Annotated in this window: 24 protein-coding genes and 1 tRNA gene; 1 reads left to right on the top strand and 24 read right to left on the bottom strand. The window is 40.9% G+C overall.

The window, feature by feature from the left end; translation table 11 throughout:
* Nucleotides 1–42 precede the first annotated feature (42 nt).
* The 15 genes from ADI58_RS06020 to tgt all read right to left on the bottom strand — a co-directional run bounded on the left by ADI58_RS06020 (nucleotide 43) and on the right by tgt (nucleotide 12,801).
* Nucleotides 43–1,233 (bottom strand): acetate kinase, encoded by a 1,191-nt coding sequence (locus ADI58_RS06020; RefSeq protein ID WP_049521853.1) that lies wholly within the window; start codon nucleotides 1,231–1,233, stop codon nucleotides 43–45.
* A gap of 50 nt (nucleotides 1,234–1,283) precedes the next feature.
* On the bottom strand, nucleotides 1,284–2,237 hold the full coding sequence (locus ADI58_RS06025; protein ID WP_049521854.1) for a class I SAM-dependent methyltransferase: 954 nt from the start codon (nucleotides 2,235–2,237) through the stop codon (nucleotides 1,284–1,286).
* Nucleotides 2,238–2,297: 60 nt separating this feature from the next.
* Nucleotides 2,298–2,885, bottom strand: a complete 588-nt coding sequence (locus ADI58_RS06030; protein WP_049521855.1) for a class I SAM-dependent methyltransferase — start codon at nucleotides 2,883–2,885, stop codon at nucleotides 2,298–2,300.
* 32 nt (nucleotides 2,886–2,917) lie between these two features.
* Nucleotides 2,918–3,331: a competence type IV pilus minor pilin ComGG gene (gene comGG, locus ADI58_RS06035; RefSeq protein ID WP_049521856.1), complete on the bottom strand. Its 414-nt coding sequence runs from the start codon at nucleotides 3,329–3,331 to the stop codon at nucleotides 2,918–2,920.
* Nucleotides 3,309–3,770, bottom strand: a complete 462-nt coding sequence (gene comGF, locus ADI58_RS06040) for a competence type IV pilus minor pilin ComGF (protein ID WP_049521857.1) — start codon at nucleotides 3,768–3,770, stop codon at nucleotides 3,309–3,311. The genes comGG and comGF overlap by 23 nt, the downstream gene beginning before the upstream one ends.
* Nucleotides 3,733–4,035: a competence type IV pilus minor pilin ComGE gene (gene comGE / locus ADI58_RS06045; protein ID WP_173254923.1), complete on the bottom strand. Its 303-nt coding sequence runs from the start codon at nucleotides 4,033–4,035 to the stop codon at nucleotides 3,733–3,735. The genes comGF and comGE overlap by 38 nt, the downstream gene beginning before the upstream one ends.
* Nucleotides 3,998–4,432 (bottom strand): competence type IV pilus minor pilin ComGD, encoded by a 435-nt coding sequence (comGD, locus tag ADI58_RS06050; protein WP_049521859.1) that lies wholly within the window; start codon nucleotides 4,430–4,432, stop codon nucleotides 3,998–4,000. Before comGD ends, comGE begins: the two co-directional genes overlap by 38 nt.
* The gene (gene comGC / locus ADI58_RS06055) at nucleotides 4,395–4,718 is read right to left on the bottom strand and encodes a comG operon protein ComGC (RefSeq protein ID WP_000738641.1); all 324 of its coding nucleotides are present in this window, start codon (nucleotides 4,716–4,718) and stop codon (nucleotides 4,395–4,397) included. The genes comGD and comGC overlap by 38 nt, the downstream gene beginning before the upstream one ends.
* A 1-nt stretch (nucleotide 4,719) precedes the next feature.
* Nucleotides 4,720–5,736, bottom strand: coding sequence for a competence type IV pilus assembly protein ComGB (comGB, locus tag ADI58_RS06060; RefSeq protein WP_080982488.1), 1,017 nt, complete (start codon nucleotides 5,734–5,736; stop codon nucleotides 4,720–4,722).
* Nucleotides 5,684–6,625: a competence type IV pilus ATPase ComGA gene (gene comGA, locus ADI58_RS06065; protein ID WP_049521861.1), complete on the bottom strand. Its 942-nt coding sequence runs from the start codon at nucleotides 6,623–6,625 to the stop codon at nucleotides 5,684–5,686. Before comGA ends, comGB begins: the two co-directional genes overlap by 53 nt.
* A gap of 76 nt (nucleotides 6,626–6,701) precedes the next feature.
* Complete coding sequence (locus ADI58_RS06070) at nucleotides 6,702–7,067, bottom strand: DUF1033 family protein (protein ID WP_049521862.1); 366 nt, start codon at nucleotides 7,065–7,067, stop codon at nucleotides 6,702–6,704.
* Between the two features lie 149 nt (nucleotides 7,068–7,216).
* A complete protein-coding gene (locus ADI58_RS06075; RefSeq protein WP_049521873.1) occupies nucleotides 7,217–8,275 on the bottom strand; it encodes a zinc-dependent alcohol dehydrogenase family protein in 1,059 nt (352 codons plus the stop codon).
* A gap of 162 nt (nucleotides 8,276–8,437) precedes the next feature.
* The gene (nagA, locus tag ADI58_RS06080; protein WP_001134549.1) at nucleotides 8,438–9,589 is read right to left on the bottom strand and encodes an N-acetylglucosamine-6-phosphate deacetylase; all 1,152 of its coding nucleotides are present in this window, start codon (nucleotides 9,587–9,589) and stop codon (nucleotides 8,438–8,440) included.
* A 151-nt stretch (nucleotides 9,590–9,740) separates the two neighbouring features.
* Nucleotides 9,741–11,558 carry an acyltransferase family protein gene (locus ADI58_RS06085; protein ID WP_049521863.1) on the bottom strand — a complete coding sequence of 606 codons (1,818 nt, stop codon included), beginning with the start codon at nucleotides 11,556–11,558 and terminating at the stop codon, nucleotides 9,741–9,743.
* A 100-nt stretch (nucleotides 11,559–11,658) separates the two neighbouring features.
* Nucleotides 11,659–12,801, bottom strand: a complete 1,143-nt coding sequence (tgt, locus tag ADI58_RS06090) for a tRNA guanosine(34) transglycosylase Tgt (protein ID WP_001285237.1) — start codon at nucleotides 12,799–12,801, stop codon at nucleotides 11,659–11,661.
* 116 nt (nucleotides 12,802–12,917) lie between these two features.
* On the opposite strand from tgt, the gene ADI58_RS06095 reads away from it, so the two are divergent.
* Nucleotides 12,918–13,775, top strand: a complete 858-nt coding sequence (locus tag ADI58_RS06095) for a DUF975 family protein (RefSeq protein ID WP_049521864.1) — start codon at nucleotides 12,918–12,920, stop codon at nucleotides 13,773–13,775.
* Between the two features lie 26 nt (nucleotides 13,776–13,801).
* On the opposite strand, the gene pcp is transcribed toward ADI58_RS06095, so the two are convergent.
* The 9 genes from pcp to ADI58_RS06140 form a co-directional block, all read right to left on the bottom strand.
* A complete protein-coding gene (gene pcp, locus ADI58_RS06100; RefSeq protein ID WP_049521865.1) occupies nucleotides 13,802–14,446 on the bottom strand; it encodes a pyroglutamyl-peptidase I in 645 nt (214 codons plus the stop codon).
* A 111-nt stretch (nucleotides 14,447–14,557) separates the two neighbouring features.
* Nucleotides 14,558–14,920: a DUF1304 domain-containing protein gene (locus ADI58_RS06105; protein WP_049521866.1), complete on the bottom strand. Its 363-nt coding sequence runs from the start codon at nucleotides 14,918–14,920 to the stop codon at nucleotides 14,558–14,560.
* A gap of 10 nt (nucleotides 14,921–14,930) precedes the next feature.
* Nucleotides 14,931–15,356, bottom strand: coding sequence for a MarR family winged helix-turn-helix transcriptional regulator (locus ADI58_RS06110; RefSeq protein ID WP_049521867.1), 426 nt, complete (start codon nucleotides 15,354–15,356; stop codon nucleotides 14,931–14,933).
* Nucleotides 15,357–15,676: 320 nt separating this feature from the next.
* Complete coding sequence (locus ADI58_RS06115) at nucleotides 15,677–16,864, bottom strand: LysM peptidoglycan-binding domain-containing protein (protein WP_049521868.1); 1,188 nt, start codon at nucleotides 16,862–16,864, stop codon at nucleotides 15,677–15,679.
* 159 nt (nucleotides 16,865–17,023) lie between these two features.
* A complete protein-coding gene (locus ADI58_RS06120) occupies nucleotides 17,024–17,650 on the bottom strand; it encodes an HAD family hydrolase (protein ID WP_049521869.1) in 627 nt (208 codons plus the stop codon).
* Nucleotides 17,651–17,653: 3 nt separating this feature from the next.
* Nucleotides 17,654–18,934, bottom strand: a complete 1,281-nt coding sequence (locus tag ADI58_RS06125) for an MATE family efflux transporter (protein WP_049521870.1) — start codon at nucleotides 18,932–18,934, stop codon at nucleotides 17,654–17,656.
* 60 nt (nucleotides 18,935–18,994) lie between these two features.
* Complete coding sequence (thrC, locus tag ADI58_RS06130) at nucleotides 18,995–20,479, bottom strand: threonine synthase (protein WP_049521871.1); 1,485 nt, start codon at nucleotides 20,477–20,479, stop codon at nucleotides 18,995–18,997.
* A gap of 75 nt (nucleotides 20,480–20,554) precedes the next feature.
* A complete protein-coding gene (locus ADI58_RS06135) occupies nucleotides 20,555–21,832 on the bottom strand; it encodes a glutamate-cysteine ligase family protein (protein WP_049521872.1) in 1,278 nt (425 codons plus the stop codon).
* Between the two features lie 107 nt (nucleotides 21,833–21,939).
* A tRNA-Leu gene (locus ADI58_RS06140) sits at nucleotides 21,940–22,023 on the bottom strand.
* Nucleotides 22,024–22,084: the final 61 nt, after the last annotated feature.

Below are 22,084 nucleotides of genomic sequence, written 5' to 3' on the forward strand. Positions count from 1 at the left end.
TCTTTTCCAACTCCTTGTACTGAATATTTTTTCTGATTTTAGTTATTTTTTCAAGCGTTCAACGTCACGGGCAATGACCAATTCTTCATCTGTTGGAATAACCAAGACACGGATTTTCGCTGCCTCTGTTGAGATGTCTCCTGTCACACCAAAGACGTTCTTTTCTGGGTCAACATCACAGCCGAACCAAGAGATACCTGAAATAACATCTTCACGTACGTTTGCAGCATTTTCACCGATACCTGCAGTAAAGATAATAGCATCTGCTCCATTTAAGACTGCAAGGTATTGACCGATATGTTTTTGGATACGATCAACATACATTTCATAGGCTAAAGTGGCATCGTGATCCCCTTCTTCCATAGCAGCAATCACATCACGCATATCACTAGATTTACCTGAAACCCCCATTAGTCCTGATTCACGATTAAGAACGTGACTAATGTCTTCGGGCGTGTTAAAGTCCTCTGTATATTGCATTAAGTAAGGAATGATGGCTGGGTCAATATCCCCTGTACGAGTTCCCATCATCACACCACCAAGTGGAGTGAAGCCCATTGAAGTATCCACAGATTGACCACCCTTAACAGCTGTAATAGAAGCACCATTACCGATGTGGCAAGTAATCAATTTCAAGTCTTCTAATGGACGGCCCAAGAGTTTTGCTGCTTCTCCTGCTACAAACTGATGGCTTGTACCGTGAGCACCGTATTTACGAACCTTGTTTTCTGTGTAATATTTTGTTGGTAGAGGGTAGCGATAAGCTTTCTCTGGCATACTTGTGTGGAATGAAGTATCAAAAACAACTACACTGGTAATATCTGGCAACAATTCCTTGAAGGCGCGAACACCTGCTGCATTGGCTGGATTGTGGAGAGGAGCCAACAAGCTCAACTCTTCAACTTTTTCTAAAACATCTCCCTCAACGACTGTTGATTCTTTGAAATATTCTCCACCAGCAACAACACGGTGTCCAACACCTGTAATCTCGTCATAAGCCTTGATAATATCGAAACGAATCAAGTCATCCAATAAAATTTTAACAGCTTGTGTGTGATTTTCGATATCCAAAATTTGTTGTTCAGAACGGCCGTCAAATTTTACAGTTGAAATTGAATCTTTCAAACCGATACGTTCAATCAAACCTTTCGCCAATACTTTTTCTTCTGGCATTAAGTATAATTGCCATTTCAAACTTGAACTTCCTGCATTGATTGCAATTGTTTTTGTCATAACATGATACCCCTTTTTAAGCGTTTTCATCTATTATAACAAAATCTATTTTATATTTCAGTACCTTGAGTCCATTTTTGAAAATTTTCTTTAAATTTCATTAAAACACTTGCATCTTGCAAGCTAGCAAGTGGATAAACAAAAGGCTCCACTGCTATTTCACTTTTCTTCTGTAAGATAAAAATCGTCTTGGATTGTTTAGCATTAGCAAAGAGATTTTCAGGCAGACTGATCATAGCAACCAAACTTGCCTCCTCTTTCAACCAGCCTTTCAACAAATCACTTTGAGGGCTGGTCAACAAATCACTCGGAGCTAGAAAAATAGCGTATCCGTCTGACTTGAGATACTTAAGCCCTTGTTCCATGAGCAAGTGATGGGCGTAGGTATGTTCTTGACTTGAAGCAACTTGATGGCGCGACGCAACGGCATCATCAGGATAATAACCGACAGGCAAGTCGCTGATGACCACATCGCTTTCTTTGAGCATTTGTGGACGAACGGCATCTCCTTGGACAAAGCCAGCCTGCAAACCAATCACATCTGCCATGCTAGCTGCCAGATCAATCAGCAAATCATCTACTTCCACTCCCAAATAATCCACTTTCTTAGCAAGAGAGGTTAAGAAAGTAGCGCCCAGAATCCCCATGCCAGAACCCATTTCGAGGATAGTGATTTCCTCCTCTTTAAACAATTCCTCCACAATAAACACCAAAAGTAAAGCAATAGCATCTGGTGTAAACTGGTGATTGGCCTGCAAGGGTTCTGTTTGCCCAGCCTTCATCAAGAGAAACTGGTAGGTCTTGAGCCATTCTTCTTTGCGTAGCGCTAAACGCTTAAGGGCTTGATTGTTCTCCTTGACCTGCTCTAACTCAGTCTCACCATCCAGATAAATGCTGTTTTGCTCCACCAAGGCATCATAAAAATTGGTCGCCAAATCACTTTGGATGACTTGGACATTCTCTAGTAAATACGTATAAGCTTGTTCAATTTTTTCAAAATCCATATTCCTATCTTATCAAATTTCCCTTCTTTTTTCCATCCTTATAGAAAAATCACTCCCTGACTAGGCGAGTGATTTTTGAGCTACTGTTAAAAAGAGTTCTGAGTAATTTCCTTGAAACAGGTCTTCAGCGCTATAGAGGATCTGACTATGCACAGATGAAAAACCAAACTGGGTTAGCTTGTTTTCCAGTTCAGGCAATTCAAATCCATGATGGTTAGCTTCTGTCTTAGTAAAATCAGCAAGTAGGAGTTGTCCATCTTCCTTCAAATGTTGATGAAACAGTGAGAGAGCCGCATCCAGATCAGGCATATGGTGAAGAACCCGACTAACGACAATGCAATCAAACTCTTTTTCCAAGGGATTTTTCAGCAAATCTTGCTCCAAAAACTGGATATTCTTGATGTCTTGCTGCTCCGCTTTCAAACGAGCTTGCTCCAGCATTTTCTCCGAAATATCCACCAATGTTACAGACTTGGCCTGCTTGGCTAGGGGCAAGGTTAACAGACCCGTCCCTCCACCAAAATCCAAAATTTCTTTGTCTGATAGAAGATCAATCTGTTTCTCGACTGCTTGACAAACCAAGTTTGCAAGGAAGATATTTTTAGGGGAATCGAAAGTTTCTGCTTTGTGGTTAAAATCATGTTTCATATTTTTAGTTTAGCACAAAGTAGCTTGGTTGGCTAGGAATTCTCTTTCTTTTCAGGCTTCTTTTCTGATTTTTTCTTCTCCACTTTTTCGCTTGGATCGGTCGCTACCTTTTCCTTTTTCTCTGTTTTCTCTTCTTTGATTTTGACTGAGGGAAGTAGGAATTCATATTGACTCTTAGACGTACGAACCCTTGTCACCAAGCTTGTTTTCTTATTTTGATAGCTCACCTGACCTAGGTTATAAACCTGTTCTCCACTTTCTTGCTCAACCTTATCTTTGGTTCGCTTGGCCATAGCAAAAGCGATTAACTTTTCTTTATTCAAAGCATAGTCTTGATGGTGGGCGACTTGTCGGTTCAAGTAAAATTGTAACAAAAGACTAAAGATGGCTGCTATGGTGACCGCATAGAGGAGAACACCTGCCTTAACTTTCTTCTTTTTCCACACGATAGATGAACTCCCTTTCTAAGCCTTTTTGGAACTGGAAACGAAAACGAACCACTTGATTGTCCTCTGTAATCTGTGCGGATTTGAGGCCATAAACCATCGGCTGATAACCCCGTCCACTGGCATCTGTTTTACGAAAATCGTCTGACTTGGACTTACCGATAGCGATGTCCTTGCCATCTTGCTTCATATAAATGCGATTGCCTTCCACTTTTTCAAACTGCGAACGGTCTAATTCTGCCTCCAACTGGTCCACAAACAAGAGCCACTCCTTTTGCTCGCTTTGTTGCTGGTAGCGAACTTCTGAAATAAGGAGCTGACTCATGGCTTGAAAGAGGAGTAAGCTTCCACTGATGACAATGAGGGCAATCAGAGATTCTAACAAGGTAAAAGCCTTGACCTTATTGCTCTTTGATAGCCAACAACTGTTCTGAACCATGATAAACCTCCAATCCCTTTTCACTAGAAAACACCTGAATCTCAACTCCGTTTACGTTTACCTGATTTTGACCTGTCTGCAGTGCCATCTTAGCTACCCTCAAGACTTCTTCCTTTTGCAAGATTTTTGCTTCTTCTTGTCTATTTTTCTGAATTTGTCCCAAAAGGAGGGTAGCAATACTGGCAAAGATAGCTAGAGCAACTACTGCTTCCAGTAAAATCACTGCCCTAATTTTTTGTTTCCTTAATGCGTTTAATTTTTCCATTTCCTAGATATAATTGATAGCGAATCGCTCCTTTGCTGGTCTGAAATTCAACCTTAGCCAGGGACGAATTGCCCCCAGCTCGATCAAATGTAATACTTTGACCTGATGGTGCCTGAATCCCTTTAGGAACTGTCAGCTTTTGACTGCCATTGCTAATCGTCTGCTCATCTAAATTCAGACTAATCTTTTGCTGACTGGCTACACTGCGTTTTTGAGTTTCCCGATAAAGTTCTTCAAACTCCATAAAGAAAATCTGCTCCTCTACCGCCGCAAAAGTGGACTGTACAGAGCCTGACAAGCCCAAGGCAAGGATACTCACAAGACCCAAAACCAAGAGACTTTCAAGCATGGTAAAGGCCTTAATCTGCAACGGTTTGACTGGTATTTTGTTTAGCATGGTATTCTTTATAAGCTTTAGCCTGTTCTTCTGTGATTCTCCCATCTGCTTGTAACTTGCTTAGGCTAGCATCTTCATTTTTATCTAAGCTATAAAGCTCTGCCTGGCTTTCCACCACCTTAACAACAGCAGCTTTTCCTTTGTCGTTGACTGCTTCTTTTTGCTTGGTCAGATTAGGTACAAAGAGCAAGAGAAGCACGCTGATGATGAGCAAGACCACCAACATCTCCACAAGTGTAAAAGCCTTCACTTTCGCTTTTTTCAAGAATGTCATCATTTTTTTCATGTTAAAAATTTACCTCCATATTTTGATACATGGGCATGAGCATTGCCGCATAAAGTAAAACGATAATCAGTGCCACAAAGATAAAAACCAGTGGCTGCACCAAATTCATGGTGCGGTTAACTCGGGTAAAAAAGGCTTCCCAAGTTTTTTCAGCATAGATTTCCAACTCACTCCCCAGCTTGGACTTGACTTCCCCATACTCGATGATGAGACTCAACTCCTTCTTAAAGAAAGGATAGGTTCCTATAGTCTGAGAAAATTCCTGACCATTTTGTAGGGCTTGAGCCAAATCTTGACCGATTTCTTTAAAGAGATGAGAACCCTGTTCTTGCATGATCTGAAAAATCTGCGTCAACTCCATTCCCTGCGAAATCATATTCCCCCACTCACGCGCATAATAAGCTGTCAAATAAGTCTGAACAAAGATTCCAAGGAAGGGAAGACGCGCTAAGATAGAAAAGACGCGCATCTTAGAACTTCTTTTATAAAAAGTTAGTGCTAAAAGGACACCTACTGAGACAAACCCTGCCATTCCTAAAAAGATTTGTGGCAGATTGCCAATGATTTGGGTGGCAATATTACTACTATCCAGTTGTGGTAGTAGGTAGTTACGTAGCCCCAGCATGATTAAGAGAAGAAATCCCAGCAAAATCAAGGGATAGGTCGCTACTTCAATTAATTTTTTCTTGACCTTGGCTAGATTGTCTAGATACTCTTCTATCTTTCCCAAACTCAGGTGGAGATTTCCATGAACTTCAGCTAGGGATAACTGAGTGACAATGGCACTTGAAAATCCCAAACTTTCCATCATTTCTGAGAATGATTTCCCCTGAGACAAGCCCGTGCGCATCTGAGTCACACACTGCTTGTCCAACAAAGCACTCCTATCTAAAAAGGATATGATCTCCACCAGATGAAAACCGCTGGAAAAAAGATTGTTAAACAAGGTGATGATATTTTTTTGCTTAGCTGTAGCTAATTTTTTCCGTTTCAGCCTGAAGACTTGTGATATGTCCATCTTTAAGAAGCTGGTCAATCTGTTCATTCCAGCTAGTTGGATGGTGTTCTTGATAGTCTTTGTTTGCAAAGTCAACGATTCCTCCTCCCCCGATTAATCTTTGATAGCAGACTCCCTGCAAAACGACTGCCAATTCCTCCTCACTCACACCCAACTCTAGCAGGCGCTCATAAACACCTCGAATACTCTTGGCGTGAATGGTTGAAAAGACTGTCGCCCCTGTCAAACTAGCTCTGACCACTGCACGCGCCGTCTCGCTGTCTCGAATTTCTCCGATAATCAAGAGATCAGGCCGATGACGTAAGGAAAGTTTTATCAGATTTTCATAGGTCAGCCCAATCGCCTCATTCAACTGCAACTGGAGCATGTCGTCCTGCTTGATTTCGACAGGATCTTCGATGGACATGACTTGTTGCCCCTTAAAAAGGGACTTAGCTAATTCATGCATCAAGGTTGTCTTGCCACTACCGACTGGACCAGCAAAAAGATAAAGTCCCCGTTGCCTGTACTGCTTGCCCAGTTCTTCAATATCCTGAAACCAAAAATGCAAATCCTGCTCCTCATCATGCAACAAACGAATAACTAAACTCTCATGCCCTCTATAATCGCCTACGGTAGATAAACGTAGTGATGCCATCTTATCGTCATAGGCATAGTCACAGGAACCAAGCTGACTACGTCGTTTTTCTCCCACATTCATACCCGCCACAAACTTAAAGTGACTGATGACGGCCGCAAACTTTTCAAAATCATAACAACCGATTTTACAGCGCTCGTCTCCGACCCTCATATGAAGCTCATAAGCGTCTAACTTAGGAACAAAATAAATGTCTTGTGCCCCTTTTTTCCGAGCCGAACGAATGATTTCTTGTGCAATTTCTTGAACCATACTTACCTCCTCACCTATACTATTCGCAAAGATTTGGAAAAATAAAAAAAGCAACTCCAAAAAAGTTACTTTTTCTCTATTTTAATTTCATACGGCAAGAACGGTGCCTTTCCTTACCTGTTTGTTTTTCATAGCCTGGACGTAATTTTTCATCTGGGATAATCTGCTCATCCTGTAAAAGAGCCAAAGAATGGTATTGTTGTAAATATTCATCACATTCATCACACCAGCGTTGGTCTTCTGGATCCCAAAAAATAGTCATCAAATCACTTCTACTTTTATAAAGAGGGGATTCTTGTTCCAATCTAAACCAGCAAGTTTTATAGTATTTGAGAGCATCATAATACTGGTCAAATTTCTTACTAGCTACAATATCTTCTTCCCAACCTTCTAAGAACCACCACGGTTCAAAATCTCCGTACATTTCTATAACACGATACATATTCATTCATTCCTTTGTACCGTATATTATAACCAATTCCGCTAAACAAGGAAAGAAATATGCTCATTTCTTAATTTTTTGATAAAAAATCCAGCCATCCTATGATGACTGAATTTCTATTTGCTTATGTTCCAAAATGTTTTTACTACTTAAGCTTCTGAAATATCGTTTTCGATGATGACCTTAATGGCATGGTGGTCTGCCGCTTTACTGAAAACTTCATAGGCTTTTTCAATTTCACTTAGTTTGAAATAATGAGTTACCAATTTTTCTGGTTCAATCTTATGACTTTCAAGTGCTTTCAACAATTGTGGAGTTGTATTTGTAGATACCAAACCAGTTGTTACATTGATGTTGCGAATCCAAAGTTTGTCCAAATCGAATTCAACTGGTTTACCATGCACACCACAGTTGGCAACTGTTCCGTCTACACCGATAATCTTTTGACAGAAATCAAATGTTGCAGGAATACCAACAGCTTCGATAGCAACATCCACACCACGACCATCTGTCAAATCATAAATTTCTTTAATGGCTTTTTCAGGGTCTGAAGAATTAACCTTGTGAGTCGCACCAAATGATATAGCAGTTTCCAAGCGGTTATCGTCTAAGTCCACCATAATCAATTTAGCTGGTGAATAGAATTGAGCTGTCAAAAGTGCAGCCAATCCAACTGGACCTGAACCAATAATGGCTACGCTGCAACCAGGTTCTACTTTCCCTTTCAAGACACCAATTTCATATCCAGTAGGTAGAATGTCTGATAGCATAACTAAAGCTTCATCTGACAAGTCTTCTGGAGTATGGTAAAGAGTGTTATCTGCATGAGGGACACGTAAATATTCAGCCTGCATACCATCAATCAGGTGACCGAAAATCCAGCCCCCTTCGTCTTCACAGTGGGCATAAATTCCTTTTTTACAGTAGTAGCATTTACCACAGGCACAGACACAAGAAATCAAGACCTTGTCGCCTTTTTTGAAGTTCGAAACTCCTTCCCCAACTTCTTCAACAATCCCAATCCCTTCGTGACCAAGAATGGTACCACTTTGGCAAGCAGGAACATCCCCTTTGATAATATGGAGGTCTGTTCCACAAATAGTGGTTTTTACGATACGCACAATAGCGTCTGTTGGCTTGCGAATAACTGGTTTGTCTACATCAACAAAAGAAGCAAGTCCTGGTTTAACATAAGTATAGGCTTTCATAAAGCACTCCTCCGTTTTTTTATTTGTACTATTTATAACATAATTGTAAGCCTTTTCATTTGTTTCTTCAAGTTTTTTTGTGATTTTTTTAACTTTTTTATTTACCGGTAAAGCAATATAGATAAAAAAGCAGAAGCTAGTCACTAACTTCTGCCTTCTCTCTTATGCTTGATAACGTTTCACACCATCTAGATAGGTTGCTACCAATTCCAAATCTTTATCTAATACGATAAAGTCTGCGTCGTAGCCTTCACGGATTTGACCACAGACATCGTCGATATGAACGGATTTAGCTGGGTTAAGGCTGGCCATCATGACTGCTTCATGCGGATTTGCAATACCCCACTCAACTACATTTCTCATACCATCTTTAAGTTTGAGGATAGAACCTGCCAAATTACCAGTAGATTTGAGACGTGCAGTTCCATTTGCTACTACAACAGGGAATTCTCCCAACATATAGTCACCGTCTTCAAGCCCACCAGCTGTCATACAGTCCGTAATAAGAGCGATGTTTTCTGTCCCCTTTTGCTTAAGTAAAATCTCACAAGCTTTTGGATCTACGTGATAACCATCACAAATCAATTCTGCGTAAGTATGTGGGAGCTCATACATAGCTCCTACCATACCTAGTTCGCGGTGTGTTAAACCACGCATCCCATTATAGGCATGTACCCATACACTAGCTCCAGCATCAACTGCCTTCTTAGCTTGTTCAAATGTCGCATCTGAGTGTCCAAGTGCAACTGTCACACCTTCACCTGTAATAGTACGTACAAAATCTTCCACCCCATCACGTTCTGGTGCAATAGCGATTTTATTTAGCATCCCTTTTGCAGCATCCTGCCAAGAATGAAACTCCTCAACACCCGGGTCTCTCATATAAGTTGGATTTTGTGCCCCCTTAAAAGTTTCTGTGAAATATGGACCTTCATAATAAATCCCACGAATCTTAGCACCTGTTGCTTCTTTATAATGGTTTCCAAGATTTTCAGTGACTGCAAGCAATTGCTCATAAGTGGCTGTTAAAGTTGTGGGCAAGAAACTGGTAACACCGGTACTAAGAAGTCCTTCACTCATAGTATGCAATGTACCTTCAATGTTGTTGTCCATCACATCTACACCTGCATATCCATGAATATGAGTATCCACAAGACCTGGTGCAATGCTATAACCAGTATAGTCAAGAACCTCTGCTCCTTCAGGAATTTGATCCACATGTTTCCCAAATTTGCCATCAACAAGTTCTAAGTACCCACCGCGACGAATGCCAAATGGATAGAAAAACTGATCCGCTTTAACGTAATTAGGCATAATAATGACCTCCTTAAAAGATTACTTTTGATATTTATTATGTCAATTACATTATAAACCTTTCTGATTCATTTGTAAATGGTATAGACCTATTTTCTAGAGATATTTTAAAAGAGCTGGATTTTTCCAACTCTTCTCTTTTAAATACACGTTATTTTGATTTGACTGGCTTGTCTTGAGCTGTTTGCAAAGCTGTAGCAATGGTCTCTGCATACAATTTTGCTCCTGCTTCAATTTTGCTAGTGTCACTTCCGAAATGGACTTGGTCTGTTCCTGTCCAGATCTCTGGATGTTCCTTAGCAACTTGATTCCAATCAGCAATGGTGATATAAGGAGTCTTCTCTGCCAATTCTCTCATATAGGCAGCCGCCTTCTCAACGATTGCATAGGTCTCTTTTGTCTTATCTCCTTCATAAGGAGTCACCAAAATCATATGGTGTCCCTTAGGAAGATTTTTCACGATACTGTCCCAGTCTTCCTTATAATTTTCAGGATTATTTACCCCAGTTGCAATGACTACCATCTTAGGTAAAAATTTATTCTGGCTATTATTTAGCATGATTTCATTGGCAGTCTTGGTTGTTCTGCTGACCTGAGCATTAATCTGTGCCCCTGGAAGGGCTGTCTGCAGGGCTGTATTAGCTCTTAGAGCCACTGAGTCACCAATTAACATAGTGCCATCAGCAATTCCTAAACTATCAGCTTCTGCTCGTTCTGTCATCACCTTGGTTTGGCTAATATTTGTTGCAGCTTGCTTCAAACCATTGACAGTTAAGTCTGTCTCAAAAGCTCCCACTTGTGGTGCCAACAAAGTCACTAAGAGGACAATGAAGGCCAAGATTCCTGTACTTGTTGCAAGAATTGCGTGAATATAAGGCAGGGGACGAAGAGTTTGTAAAACAGGTGTGTTCTTGCCTGCAATCCACGGCTCCAATACATAAAATGAAAGACTGGCAAATCCATAAGAACAAATCAGAGTCAATAATACAGCAAGAAGATTTGATGTCAACTGTGAGAATATGATATAGAAAGGCCAATGGAAAAGATAAACCGCATAGCTAGTATCCGCTAAAAAGCTGATAATCTTTGGCTCCTGCACGTTAGGAGTCTTTTCATGTAAGACACGCGCCGCCAGAATCATAGCTAGGGCTGCAAGGCTGGTAAGCAAGAAGCCGATAAGATAGGCAAAGAGATAGGTAAATTTGACAAAGAAGGTCAAAATGAGTAAGAATCCAAAACCTCCCCCAAAAACTAAAAGAGTCTTGCGTAAATCCCAGATTTTATCCAACTGCTTAACTAGGGAAGTCGTCTGACGAACGCCTACGATAGTTGCTAACACACTTCCCAAAAAGAATGGATAGACATGAGTTAAACTGGAGAAGTAAACAGAGGAATAAGAGGTTACTAGAAAACTACCAATAAACATGGAGAAGAAGCTGATCAAGAAGGCAGCAGCAGATAAGAGAAAGACCATTCCTCGCAACTGACCATTTGATCTGGACTGTTTAGATAAGAACCAAACTGCCAATCCCCAGAGGATATAGTAGTGCACCTCAACAGCCAAGCTCCAATTATGAACAAACAAATGAGGAATGAACTGTGATTCATAACTCCCACCTGTTAGAAGTTCATAGAAGTTGGTCATAAAGCCTAAAACACCCGCAATCTGCCCCCCAATTCCAGCCACATAATCTTGGCGAACTAGGAAGGTAAAGGGCATGGTGACCAAGACCATCAAAACCACAGGTGGCACAATCCGATAAAAGCGTCTCCTAAAAAATCCAACCAAATCAATTTCATGATTTTTAGAAAATTCTTCGATGAGTAGAGCCGTAATCAAGAAACCTGAAAATGTGAAAAAGACATCTACCCCGAAAAATCCTCCAGGAAAGATGGTCTGAAAGAAGTGATACAAGAGTACCAAAAGTAAACCTGTAATCCTAATCAAGGAAAACCATTTAATGCGCATACGAGTTTATTCTTCCTTTCATTGTACACTTTATTCTATCAAAAAAAGAAGAAAAATCCTAAGAGAAAACTTAGGATTTTTAGCTTATATCTATTCCGTTTTAGAAATTACGTCCTGACTTATTATAGCCATATTTTTCAACAAAATACTCACGGAATTCTAAGAGATTGTCATCCATGATGGCTTGTCGCACTTGCTTCATCAAGTTAAGCAAGAAGTAAAGATTGTGGTAGCTAGTCAAGCGAATACCAAAGGTTTCATCAGCCTTGAGGAGGTGACGAAGGTAGGCGCGTGTATAGTTCTTACATGTGTAGCAATCACATTCAGGATCCAGTGGTGTAAAGTCCTCAGCAAACTGGGCATTTTTGACAACCAAACGTCCCTGACTGGTCATACAAGTACCATTACGAGCGATACGAGTCGGCAAGACACAGTCAAACATATCTACACCACGAATCACTCCATCAATCAAGCTATCTGGCGCTCCCACCCCCATCAAATAGCGAGGTTTATTTTCAGGTAGCAGTTGGGTTGTGAAGTCCAAGACCGCATTCATCTCTTCGTGGGTTTCTCCCACCGCCAAACCACCGATAGAGTAGCCTGGGAAGTCCATGCTGACAAGATCATGAGCCGATTGGCGACGCAGGTCTTCAAATCCTGCCCCCTGCACAATCCCAAATAACCCTTGGTCATGTGGACGACGGTGAGCCTTCAAACCACGCTCAGCCCAACGGCTGGTACGCTCGATCGATTTCTTAACGTAGTCATAAGGTTGATAAAACTGGGGACATTCGTCAAAGGACATCATGATGTCTGAGCCCAGATTGTTCTGAATAGAAATGGCTTTTTCTGGTGATAGGAACATCTTAGAACCATTGAGATGATTTTTAAAGGTTACTCCTTCTTCTGTGATATTGCGGCTATCTGCTAGAGAATAAACCTGGAAACCACCACTATCTGTCAAAATAGGCTGGTCCCAATTCATGAACTTGTGGAGACCACCAGCGCGTGCAATGAGTTCATCTCCAGGACGAAGCCACAAGTGATAGGTGTTTGATAGGATAATTCCCGAACCCATCTCCTTCAATTCTTCAGGCGACTGAGTTTTGACAGTGGCTTGAGTTCCAACTGGCATAAACATAGGCGTCGGGAAGGTACCGTGGGGAGTGATGATTTCTCCCAGACGAGCTCCTGTGTGTTTTTCTTTCTTAATCAAACGATATTTGATTGGTGAATCTGACATTTTTTACCTCCGAAGCTGGGAAAGACAGTCCCAGTTCATACTTTGTGCCCAAGGGCATACTGTATGATTTTATCAAAAAAAGTCGGAACTGTCACGAACTATGGTATAATGAAAGAATGAAATACCCAAAAATTGATTTAAAAACTGTTCGTCTGCAGGCCAGACAATTTCAGGCTGAAAATCCCCGCCTCTTTCTCGTCTATCTCTTACCTAGCATACTGCTCATCTTGTCTGGCTTCCTCAATCCCTTAGAGCGCATCAACGAGAGTGTTTTAGAACAACCCTTTTTAAGCGTGTTTGGCCATGTATTCCAAGCCTACCTTTTTCCACTATTAGTCTCCTTTATCGGGGCAATACTTCTAACCAGTTCAGTCTATACAACCCTAAAACTCATCAAGAATCCAGATACAGAACTATCCGTCAAAAATAGTCTCACTCTCTTTAACGAAGAGCACTTTTCACAAACCTTTTTGACTCTCCTTCTCAAACGCTTCTATCTCTTTTTATGGAGCATTCCTAGTTTACTCGGGATTTACTTCCTCTTTTACAGTAGCTTTCTAGCAAAGAAATTCGTTGTCCTTCACCCCGAGTTTCCCAATCTGGATCTCACATCAATTGAAACCGAACGCTTCCTCATGACCTTTGGTCTCTACTTTCTAGCAAGTATCCTCTTGATGATTGTCGGAAATAGTCTCTATATTCCACAATACTATGCCTATTCGCAGGTAGAATTTCTCCTCTGTGACACCCTAGACTTAGGACAAGCCAAACCAGGACAAATCCTTAAGACCAGCCGTTTCCTGATGAAAGGCTACAAATTTCAACGCTTTGTCCTAGACTTACAACTCCTTCCTTGGTACTTCCTCAATTGGATTACCTTTGGAATTGCTAGTTTCTCACTCCTCCCCTACATTCAAATCAATAAAATGATTTTCTACCGAGCAGTACTGGCTCGAAAACGTCCAAAAGCTTGAAGGTAACCCCTCAAGCTTTTTTTCTATCAATGAGTTTCTCCGCCTACCAACTTAAGATCCTGATCCCCATGTTCTATAATGGCGCCGATTGCTGCTTCTATCCCTCGCCTAATATCCACTAAACTCATAGCTGGAGTAGTCGGTCGATTCACCACCTGTTCCATCATATAAGGAATATGCATAAAACCTGCCTTAACATGTGGAAATTTCTTTTCTACCAAATAGAGGGACTGATACATCAAATGATTGCAGACAAAAGTCCCTGCCGTATTGGAAACAGAGGCTGGTAATCCCTCTTTTTTTATAGCTTGAACCATCGCTTTAATAGGTAAACTACTAAAGTAGGCCGGAGCACCGTCTTGGCGAATGGGAAGGTCAATCGGTTGATTACCTTCGTTATCAGGAATGCGTGCATCGTCTTGATTAATGGCCACTCGTTCAGGCGTCAAGCTAGACCTTCCACCTGCTTGGCCGATACAAAGGACAAAGTCAGGTTGATAACGGTCCATCTCTTCTTCCAATACTTGAGCCGATTTGTGAAAGACTGTCGGCACTTCTAGCCAACGGACCTCAGCACCATGGATTTCAGCTGGTAAACCTTTAATGGCCTCCAAAGCTGGATTGACCTTTTCCCCTCCAAAGGGCTCAAAACCTGTCACTAATACTTTCATTTCTAACTCCTCAAAACAAATTCAATGAGACTTTTTCTTAAAAACAAGTATAACATATTTCCCTTATTCTGGAGTGAAAAGGACTAGAGAGGCTAGAATTGATTTTTGAGTTTATTTAAAGAATAAAATACTAATCAAGGCCAAAATAGCTGGTCCACCTTGCTTCAAAATAATTTTCTTATCTGCTGTTAAAGAACCATAAGCCGCAGCACCAATCACAAATAAAACAAAAATAGTCACAATTTCTAAATTCTGTGAGAAATAAATTCCATACAAGAGAAAGACTCCTAGCAAAGCATTATGAATCCCTTGATTTTTAAACAATGAACTTACTGACGGACGAGCCAGTTCTTCCTTGTCCATGTTAAAGACACGACTAGTCGCTTCTGATTGCGTTGCAATACTTTCCAAATAAAAAATGTAAAAATGTTCGAAAGCAACGATTGTTGCTAAAATGGTTGTCATAATTGACATATTTTTCTCCTTAGATCTCTATATTCTCAATACCCAAAACCAATTTATTTAATAAACGGCTGAGTTCTGTTCTTTCAGACTCTGTTAAGATACTTTCCATCTCTTGCTTAACCTTGATATGCTGCAGAGGTGGATTCACCACTAATTGCTCCTTAGCATACTTCGTAGCCTCTACCAACACTTCTCGCTGATTTTCAGGATTACGATGACGCTCCACCAAACCTTCCTTTTCCAGAATTTTGAAATGTCGGGTCAAAGCAGCCTGATCAATCTTCAAACGCTCCTGAACTCCCATTTGATTACAGGGAGAATTCTCCAGCAAAAACAGTAAAATCTGATACCGTGTCAAACTAATCCCAAGTCTTTTTTCAAACAATTGCGTACTCGCTTGCTCAGACAAGCGGAGTTGATAAAGCAGATCTTGAATCTCTAACATTTCTTCCTTCTTTCTGTTGACTTATCAATAATTGACTAATCAAGTATAATATAAAGTAAAATAGATTGCAAGAATGTTGCTTCAATCATTACAAAATGGTAACTTCCCATTTTCCATTCATATTGATACTCAATGAAAATCAAAGAGCAAACTAGGAAGCTACTCGCAGGTTGCTCAAAGCACAGCTTTGAGGTTGCAGATAAAACTGACGTGGTTTGAAGAGATTTTCGAAGAGTATGACAAAGAAAAAAACGAATGAGACTTACTTCCTATCACGAAAGCTAGATCTCATTCGTCAAAATGATATTACCAATCCTGGTTTATCCATTCATTGAAACGTGAACGTGGTCATAGTGGTTTTCTGTCACGCTACCACGGTCTGGCATTGGGTTCCAAGTATTAGCTGGTCCATATTTGCTATCGAATGGAGCATAGAAACGTTGTTTCCAGATGATGTAACTAATTCCACGGCTGGCCATGTTTTGAATAGCGTATTCCGCAATCTTATCCCCTAATTCTGAGCTTTCTTGTACCATAAAGTCGATAGCCAAACCTTTTCCGTGATCTCCACTGTCTCCTGGACGGTAACCACTAAAAGATGTGATACCAAACAAGTTGGCGATTTCTTCTTTAAAGGCAGCTGTTTGTGGTTGAAGGCCTGCATTTTCAGATTTCGCTACCGCCAGTCCAGCATAATCGGGTGCAGCTGGAGCTGCGTAAGTTGTTGAAACTGTTTTCGCCTCTTCTAGTTGATAAGTAGAAACTGTTGGTGTAGCTTCTTTTGCTTCTTCTGAACTTGTTGCAGTTGTTTCGCTTGCTGTTTCTTCTGCTGGAGTTGTAGTTTCTTCCACTGTTGAAACAGCTTGTGGGCTTGCTTGAGTTTCCTGCTTCTCAGCTAGAGTCGTTGCCTGAGGAGCTGCTTCTGCAACTGCACTGCTTGTTTCGGCTGTTTGCTCCTCTGGGACAGAAGTTCCTGTAGATGGTGTCACTTCTTCTGAAGCAGTCACTGTCTCTGTAACTTCTGAACTTGTTGCTACTTCTTTTGTACTTGTAGTTTCTACCGCTTTTAGAGCTTCTACAATCGGTTGAGAAAGGTCTGCAACCTGAACAGTTTGATCATCAACCGTCACTTGATTGGTTGTCAAATCTGCTGTCGCAGTTGTCACTTCTTCACTAGAGTCTGCTTGAGGAGTTTGGATTTCAACTTCTGTTACTTCTTCTGCTTCATTGACGGTCGTTGTCAAAACAGTTTCAGGAAAAATCAGGTCCATATTAGTGATTTTATTCAAATTCGCAAGAACTGTGACATCTACACCCAAGGCTTCTGCAATTGTGCTCAAGGTATCACCATACTGAACGGTATAACTTGTTTTGTTATCCGTTTTAGTCAAATCGTTTTGGATTTGCTCAACACTACGTGCAGCCCAAAGAACTTCTTCCGCTTGAGTTGCCAATACTGGGGCAAATGACAAGGCTACTGTTGAAGCTAATAATATTCTTTTCTTCATTCTTTCCTATTCCTTTCAAATGAGTACCTGTCTATCATAACACAAAAAATGCAGAAAAAAAGCCCTCTCGGGCTTATTTAACAAAACTGTCTATTCCTTGTAACAAACTCGGTTACTTGAAACAGTTTGTTAGGTCTCTGTTACAAAACCGACACAATCTTATCGTTCCCAATCCCCAAAAATGTAAGGAATATCTGCTAACGCTTGAATCCTGTGATTGCCTTCATAAGACGACTCTAAAAAGTTAAGACTTTGAATCCCACTATTCTGGGCAAATTCCACATCCAGAGTCCGATCCCCTATATAATAGGTTTTCTCAGGATCCAACTGATACTTGTCTAACAGATAGGTAGCCGCTGCCGGATTAGGCTTGCGCGCAAAGCCACTCTGACTGGTTAGAATCTCTGTAAAATAGGGCTCCAAACCCAAGTCTCTGAGAATGGTGAAAGCGTTGTTCCCCTTATGAGTATATATAAACTGCTGAATTCCTGCTTCGTCTGCCCACGCTAGCACATCACGCGCACCTGGCATTAAGACTACCTGGGCATTCTTTTCAGCCAGACTCTGGGCACGCACTTGATTGAGCACTTCCACATCCAGATTTCTATCTTCTGCCACCCGCACAAGCAAATCTTGCACCGAATACTTGAGTATAAACTCTCTCACCTGCTCCTTATCATAAGGAATAGAAAACTGAGCAAAAGTTTCCTCAATCCCTGACAAAATCGCTTCGTAAGAGTCCAATAAAGTCCCATCTAAATCCCAAATAAAAGCTGTTTTTTGCATTTCCTATCCTTTCAAGCTCATATAATGCTGGTAACGGTAACGTAGAAATAACCAACGAAAACCATTATCCAAAAGGGTTCCGGCCCAAATACCGGGCAAGCCCCAACCAAGCACAATCCCCATCAGATATCCTGTTCCAATGCGGATACACCACATTCCTATACTTGTCGCATAAAAGGGAAGCCGAGCATTGCCCAAACCCTGCCAGACTGCTGTATAGATGACTGTCCCTATCGTCATAGGAGTACCAAGTAGTGAAAAAAGTGTCACTAGAACACTGGCCTCCACCGCTAGAGGATCAGTCGTATAGAGATGAGTTAATGGTACACCCAAAGCATAGATACTGAAGGTCAAGGGGAACATGAGGACCAGAGAAAGCCAAAAGGTTTGCTTACTCAAACTAGCGACTCTTTCCCAATTATCCTCTCCAACTGCTCGGGCCACTAGCATGACCGTTGCCGTAGCTACGCCAAAGGCAGGCATGTAGTTAAACTGGGTCAAGACTTCTCCGACTGCATTCCCAGCAACTGCCTCCGTTCCAAAAGAAACAACCAAGGCAATAATAACGACATCACCAGCCCGCATCATAAGCCGCTCTCCAGCTGCTGGCAAAGCTAAGGTCAATAGTTCCTTATCTAAACCAAAAGTCGGTTTCTCAAAAGGCAACTTTAATTGCGACCATAAAATCACAATACCTACCAAGCGAGACAGAATAGTTCCCCAAGCAACACCAGCTATCCCCATATCCAGTACAAAAATAGCTAGACTTGAAAAAAGAATATTCAAAGCATTTGACAAGAGACTAACATAGAGAGGCAGACGTGGATTATGCGTTGCACGAATCAAGGCACCCAGACTGGTCATGAATCCCAAAAGAACAATCGAACCACCAACTAAAGATAGGTAGAGTCCACCACTCTCAGCTACAGTTCTCTCCGTCCCCAAAAGTCCTATCATCTCTTGCCCAGCGAAGATGGACAAAGCTCCCAAAAGGAAACTTAAGAGTAAAGTAATTTTCAACGCCTCAGTCACATGGTAGGCTAGCTTAGACTGATTCTTCTCCCCTAAACTCTTTGAAATAACACTAGAAATAGCAGCTCCCAGAGCGATGAAAATCGCTTGGTAAATCGTGATAATATTGCCAGCAACTGATACACCCGAAATAGCTATCAAGCCCAAGTGGGCTACCAAGTAACTATCCACCATCCCCATGAGCATCTGCAAAAAGTTTTCGCCCATAGCTGGCAAAGCAATATTAAGAATGTCTTTATTTTTCTTAAACAATCCTTCCTCCTGATGAAAAGAAACTCAGTTGGTTTCCCAACCGAGTTTACTCCTTCTGTCTTAAAGTCCTAGATAAGCCTCAACCGCTGCTTGCATATCAGCAGCTGCCACTGTTGTCTTGTGACGAACAGGAGCTGTTTCAAGCCCGTCAACTGCTGGCGGCACTGCCACTCCTGAAATATCATGTAATTGAGCCAAGGCTTCAAAGTCAGTTAAGCCAACTTTCCCTGTTACAGCTTCTACTGCAACCACTGGGAACTTGTATGGACTAGCTGTTGATGCAATTACTGTCTTAGTCGCATCGCCAGTAGTAGATTGGTATTTCTTATAGACTGCTGAGGCAACCGCCGTATGTGGATCCTCGATATAAGAATCTGACTCATAAACACGCTTGATTTCTGCCGCTGTTTCTTCCTCAGTCGCATATTCAGCTACAAAGAGGTCAAGAATCTCTGTATCAAAATTAGTCAACTCATATTGACCTTGCGTGTTCAAGGCATTCATAAGTTCAGCTGTCTTAACCGCATTATTACCCAAAAGATGGAAAATCAAACGCTCCAAGTTTGAAGATACCAAAATATCCATAGATGGACTAGTTGTTACCTTAAACTCACGCTTCTTGTCGTAAACACGTGTCTTGAAGAAGTCTGTCAAAACATTGTTGTCATTTGAAGCACAGATCAATTTACCAACTGGTAAGCCGATTTGTTTGGCATAAAAAGCAGCCAAGATATTTCCAAAGTTTCCTGTTGGTACGGTAAAGTTGACCTTATCACCAGCCACAATCTCACCAGTCTTGACCAACTGAGCGTAGGCATAAACATAATAAACAATCTGTGGCACCAAACGACCAATATTCATAGAGTTTGCAGATGAAAATTGCAACTTGTTGGCAGCCAATTTTTCACGAAGGGCTACATCGTTAAACATATGCTTCACGTTGGTTTGCGCATCGTCAAAGTTACCATCAATAGCAATAACATGAGTATTGTCGCCAGTCTGAGTGGTCATTTGCAACTCTTGTACCTTGCTGACACCATCCTTTGGATAAAAGACGATGATCTCAGTACCAGGTACATCGGCAAATCCAGCCATAGCAGCTTTCCCAGTATCACCAGATGTCGCTGTCAAAATGACGATTTTGTTCTCCAAGCCATGTTTCTTAGCAGCAGTCGTCATAAAGTATGGCAAGATAGACAAGGCCATGTCCTTAAAAGCAATTGTTGAACCATGGAACAGTTCCAAGTTATATTGTCCGTCTAATTTCACTAATGGCGCGATAGCTGGAGTATCAAACTTGCTATCGTAGGCATTGTTGATACAGTAGTCCAACTCTTCAGCTGTAAAGTCATCTAAAAATGCTGACAAAACAATCTTAGCAACTTCCTGATAAGAAGCATCTTTGAATTTGTCAAAGTCCAAATCTACCTTTGGATAAGTAAGCGGTGTAAACAAACCACCATCCGTTGCCAAACCTTGCAAAATAGCTTGACTAGCAGTTACTGTATTATTGGCATCACGCGTTGATTGATAAACTAATGTCATTACTCTCTATCCTTTATCTATAGTCTCATCCATTATATCATGATTTTTCAGAAAATTCTCCTTTTACAAGAGAAATTATAGGCTCAATTCTTCTTTCAAAGGCTGTAAGTAGGTCATTTCTTGCTTATTTCTCATCTCCAGTCCTTCTTCAGCTAGCAGGAGTAAGTCTTTGGAAATTTCAATAATCGTAGTTTCTTCCTCATCTGTAAGCTTTTTCTTAGAAAATTGTCGTCTTAAAAACTTATAATCACAACCAAATTTCTTAAAGAAAGGTGCTGTTTCTAAGTAAGCTACTAACTTATCTAAATTAACCAACAATCCCAAGTGAAAGGCTGCAGAAGCAAAAGTCCTATCAAGTGGCTGTGTACACACACTACGAAACTCAACTGTTCCTCGAGTCGTTAAGTCTTGGTACTGGTAACTACGATGAGTTTCAAAATCCTTCTCTTGGGGGTAAATAAGAATCTCATCCCCATTAAGAGAATATGCTTGGATTTCAGATGTAGCCAAATAGTCCCTAGCCTGAATCGGATAAAAATAATAGGTTTGTTCATCACGTTCCGCAGTAAAAATTGCAGAATGATCTAGATAATCAAAAAAATCATCCTCATCTTTAAAGAGTCTAGCATTGACACCAACATTCTCTGGATAGATACCATGCATAGAGTCTTCCCAGAAAATATCTCTTGAGATTTTTGTATCCCAATCAGCACCTGTAAACTCAGAATTTGCAAATAAATAAGCCTTAGCCCCTTCAATTTGGGTAAAAGCATTAATCACTCGTAAATAGTTAGACTTTGAAACATCCAACTGTACCTGACTCCCACAGATAAAAGCACCATAGTCAGGGAATTGATGTAAGTCTGATTTAGTCACATTTCTACTCAAATTCAAATAGTCCATTAACATCTGATAACGTGGATAAGCAACTGGAGTATTCTCATTTTTATCCCAGTTGGGATGAATACCACAGCCAACAATAGCATGATTTGATTCAGCTAACTTCTTCTGGATTGCTGTCATATAAATACTAAAACGTTCTTCAACCTCTTGTATCGTTTCAGACTTACCAAATGCAAACTCAATCGTAGTATAGGAAACTTCAAATAAAATAGCATCCTGACTTACTGGCTCCACTAACTGAATAGGAGTCCCAAAATCATCTACCTTTTCGACAGTAAAATCCAAAGCAGAAACTAAATATCGGAATAAGTGTTTGATAACTTCAACATCTGTGGCATCACCTTCCAAATTTACAACAGGATATTCCAGTTCAATCCCGACAAACAATTCAGGATTTTTTTTAATATTTTTCAAATACCGATGTTTTAATAAATCGATAGAACGAGACATACTTCCCTACACTTTCATAATCTAAATAAAATTTGAATAACTATCATTATACCAAAAATAATATAAAAAAGGAACGAAGATTTACAACGTTCCTTAACTTTATACTATACCGGCGGCCGGGGTCGAACCGGCACGTCCTTGCGGACACTGGATTTTGAGTCCAGCGCGTCTGCCAATTCCGCCACGCCGGCAAATAGTAACTGGGGTAGCTGGATTCGAACCAACGCATGAGGGAGTCAAAGTCCCTTGCCT

This window comes from Streptococcus mitis (assembly GCF_001074635.1).
Lineage (GTDB): Bacteria > Bacillota > Bacilli > Lactobacillales > Streptococcaceae > Streptococcus > Streptococcus mitis_E.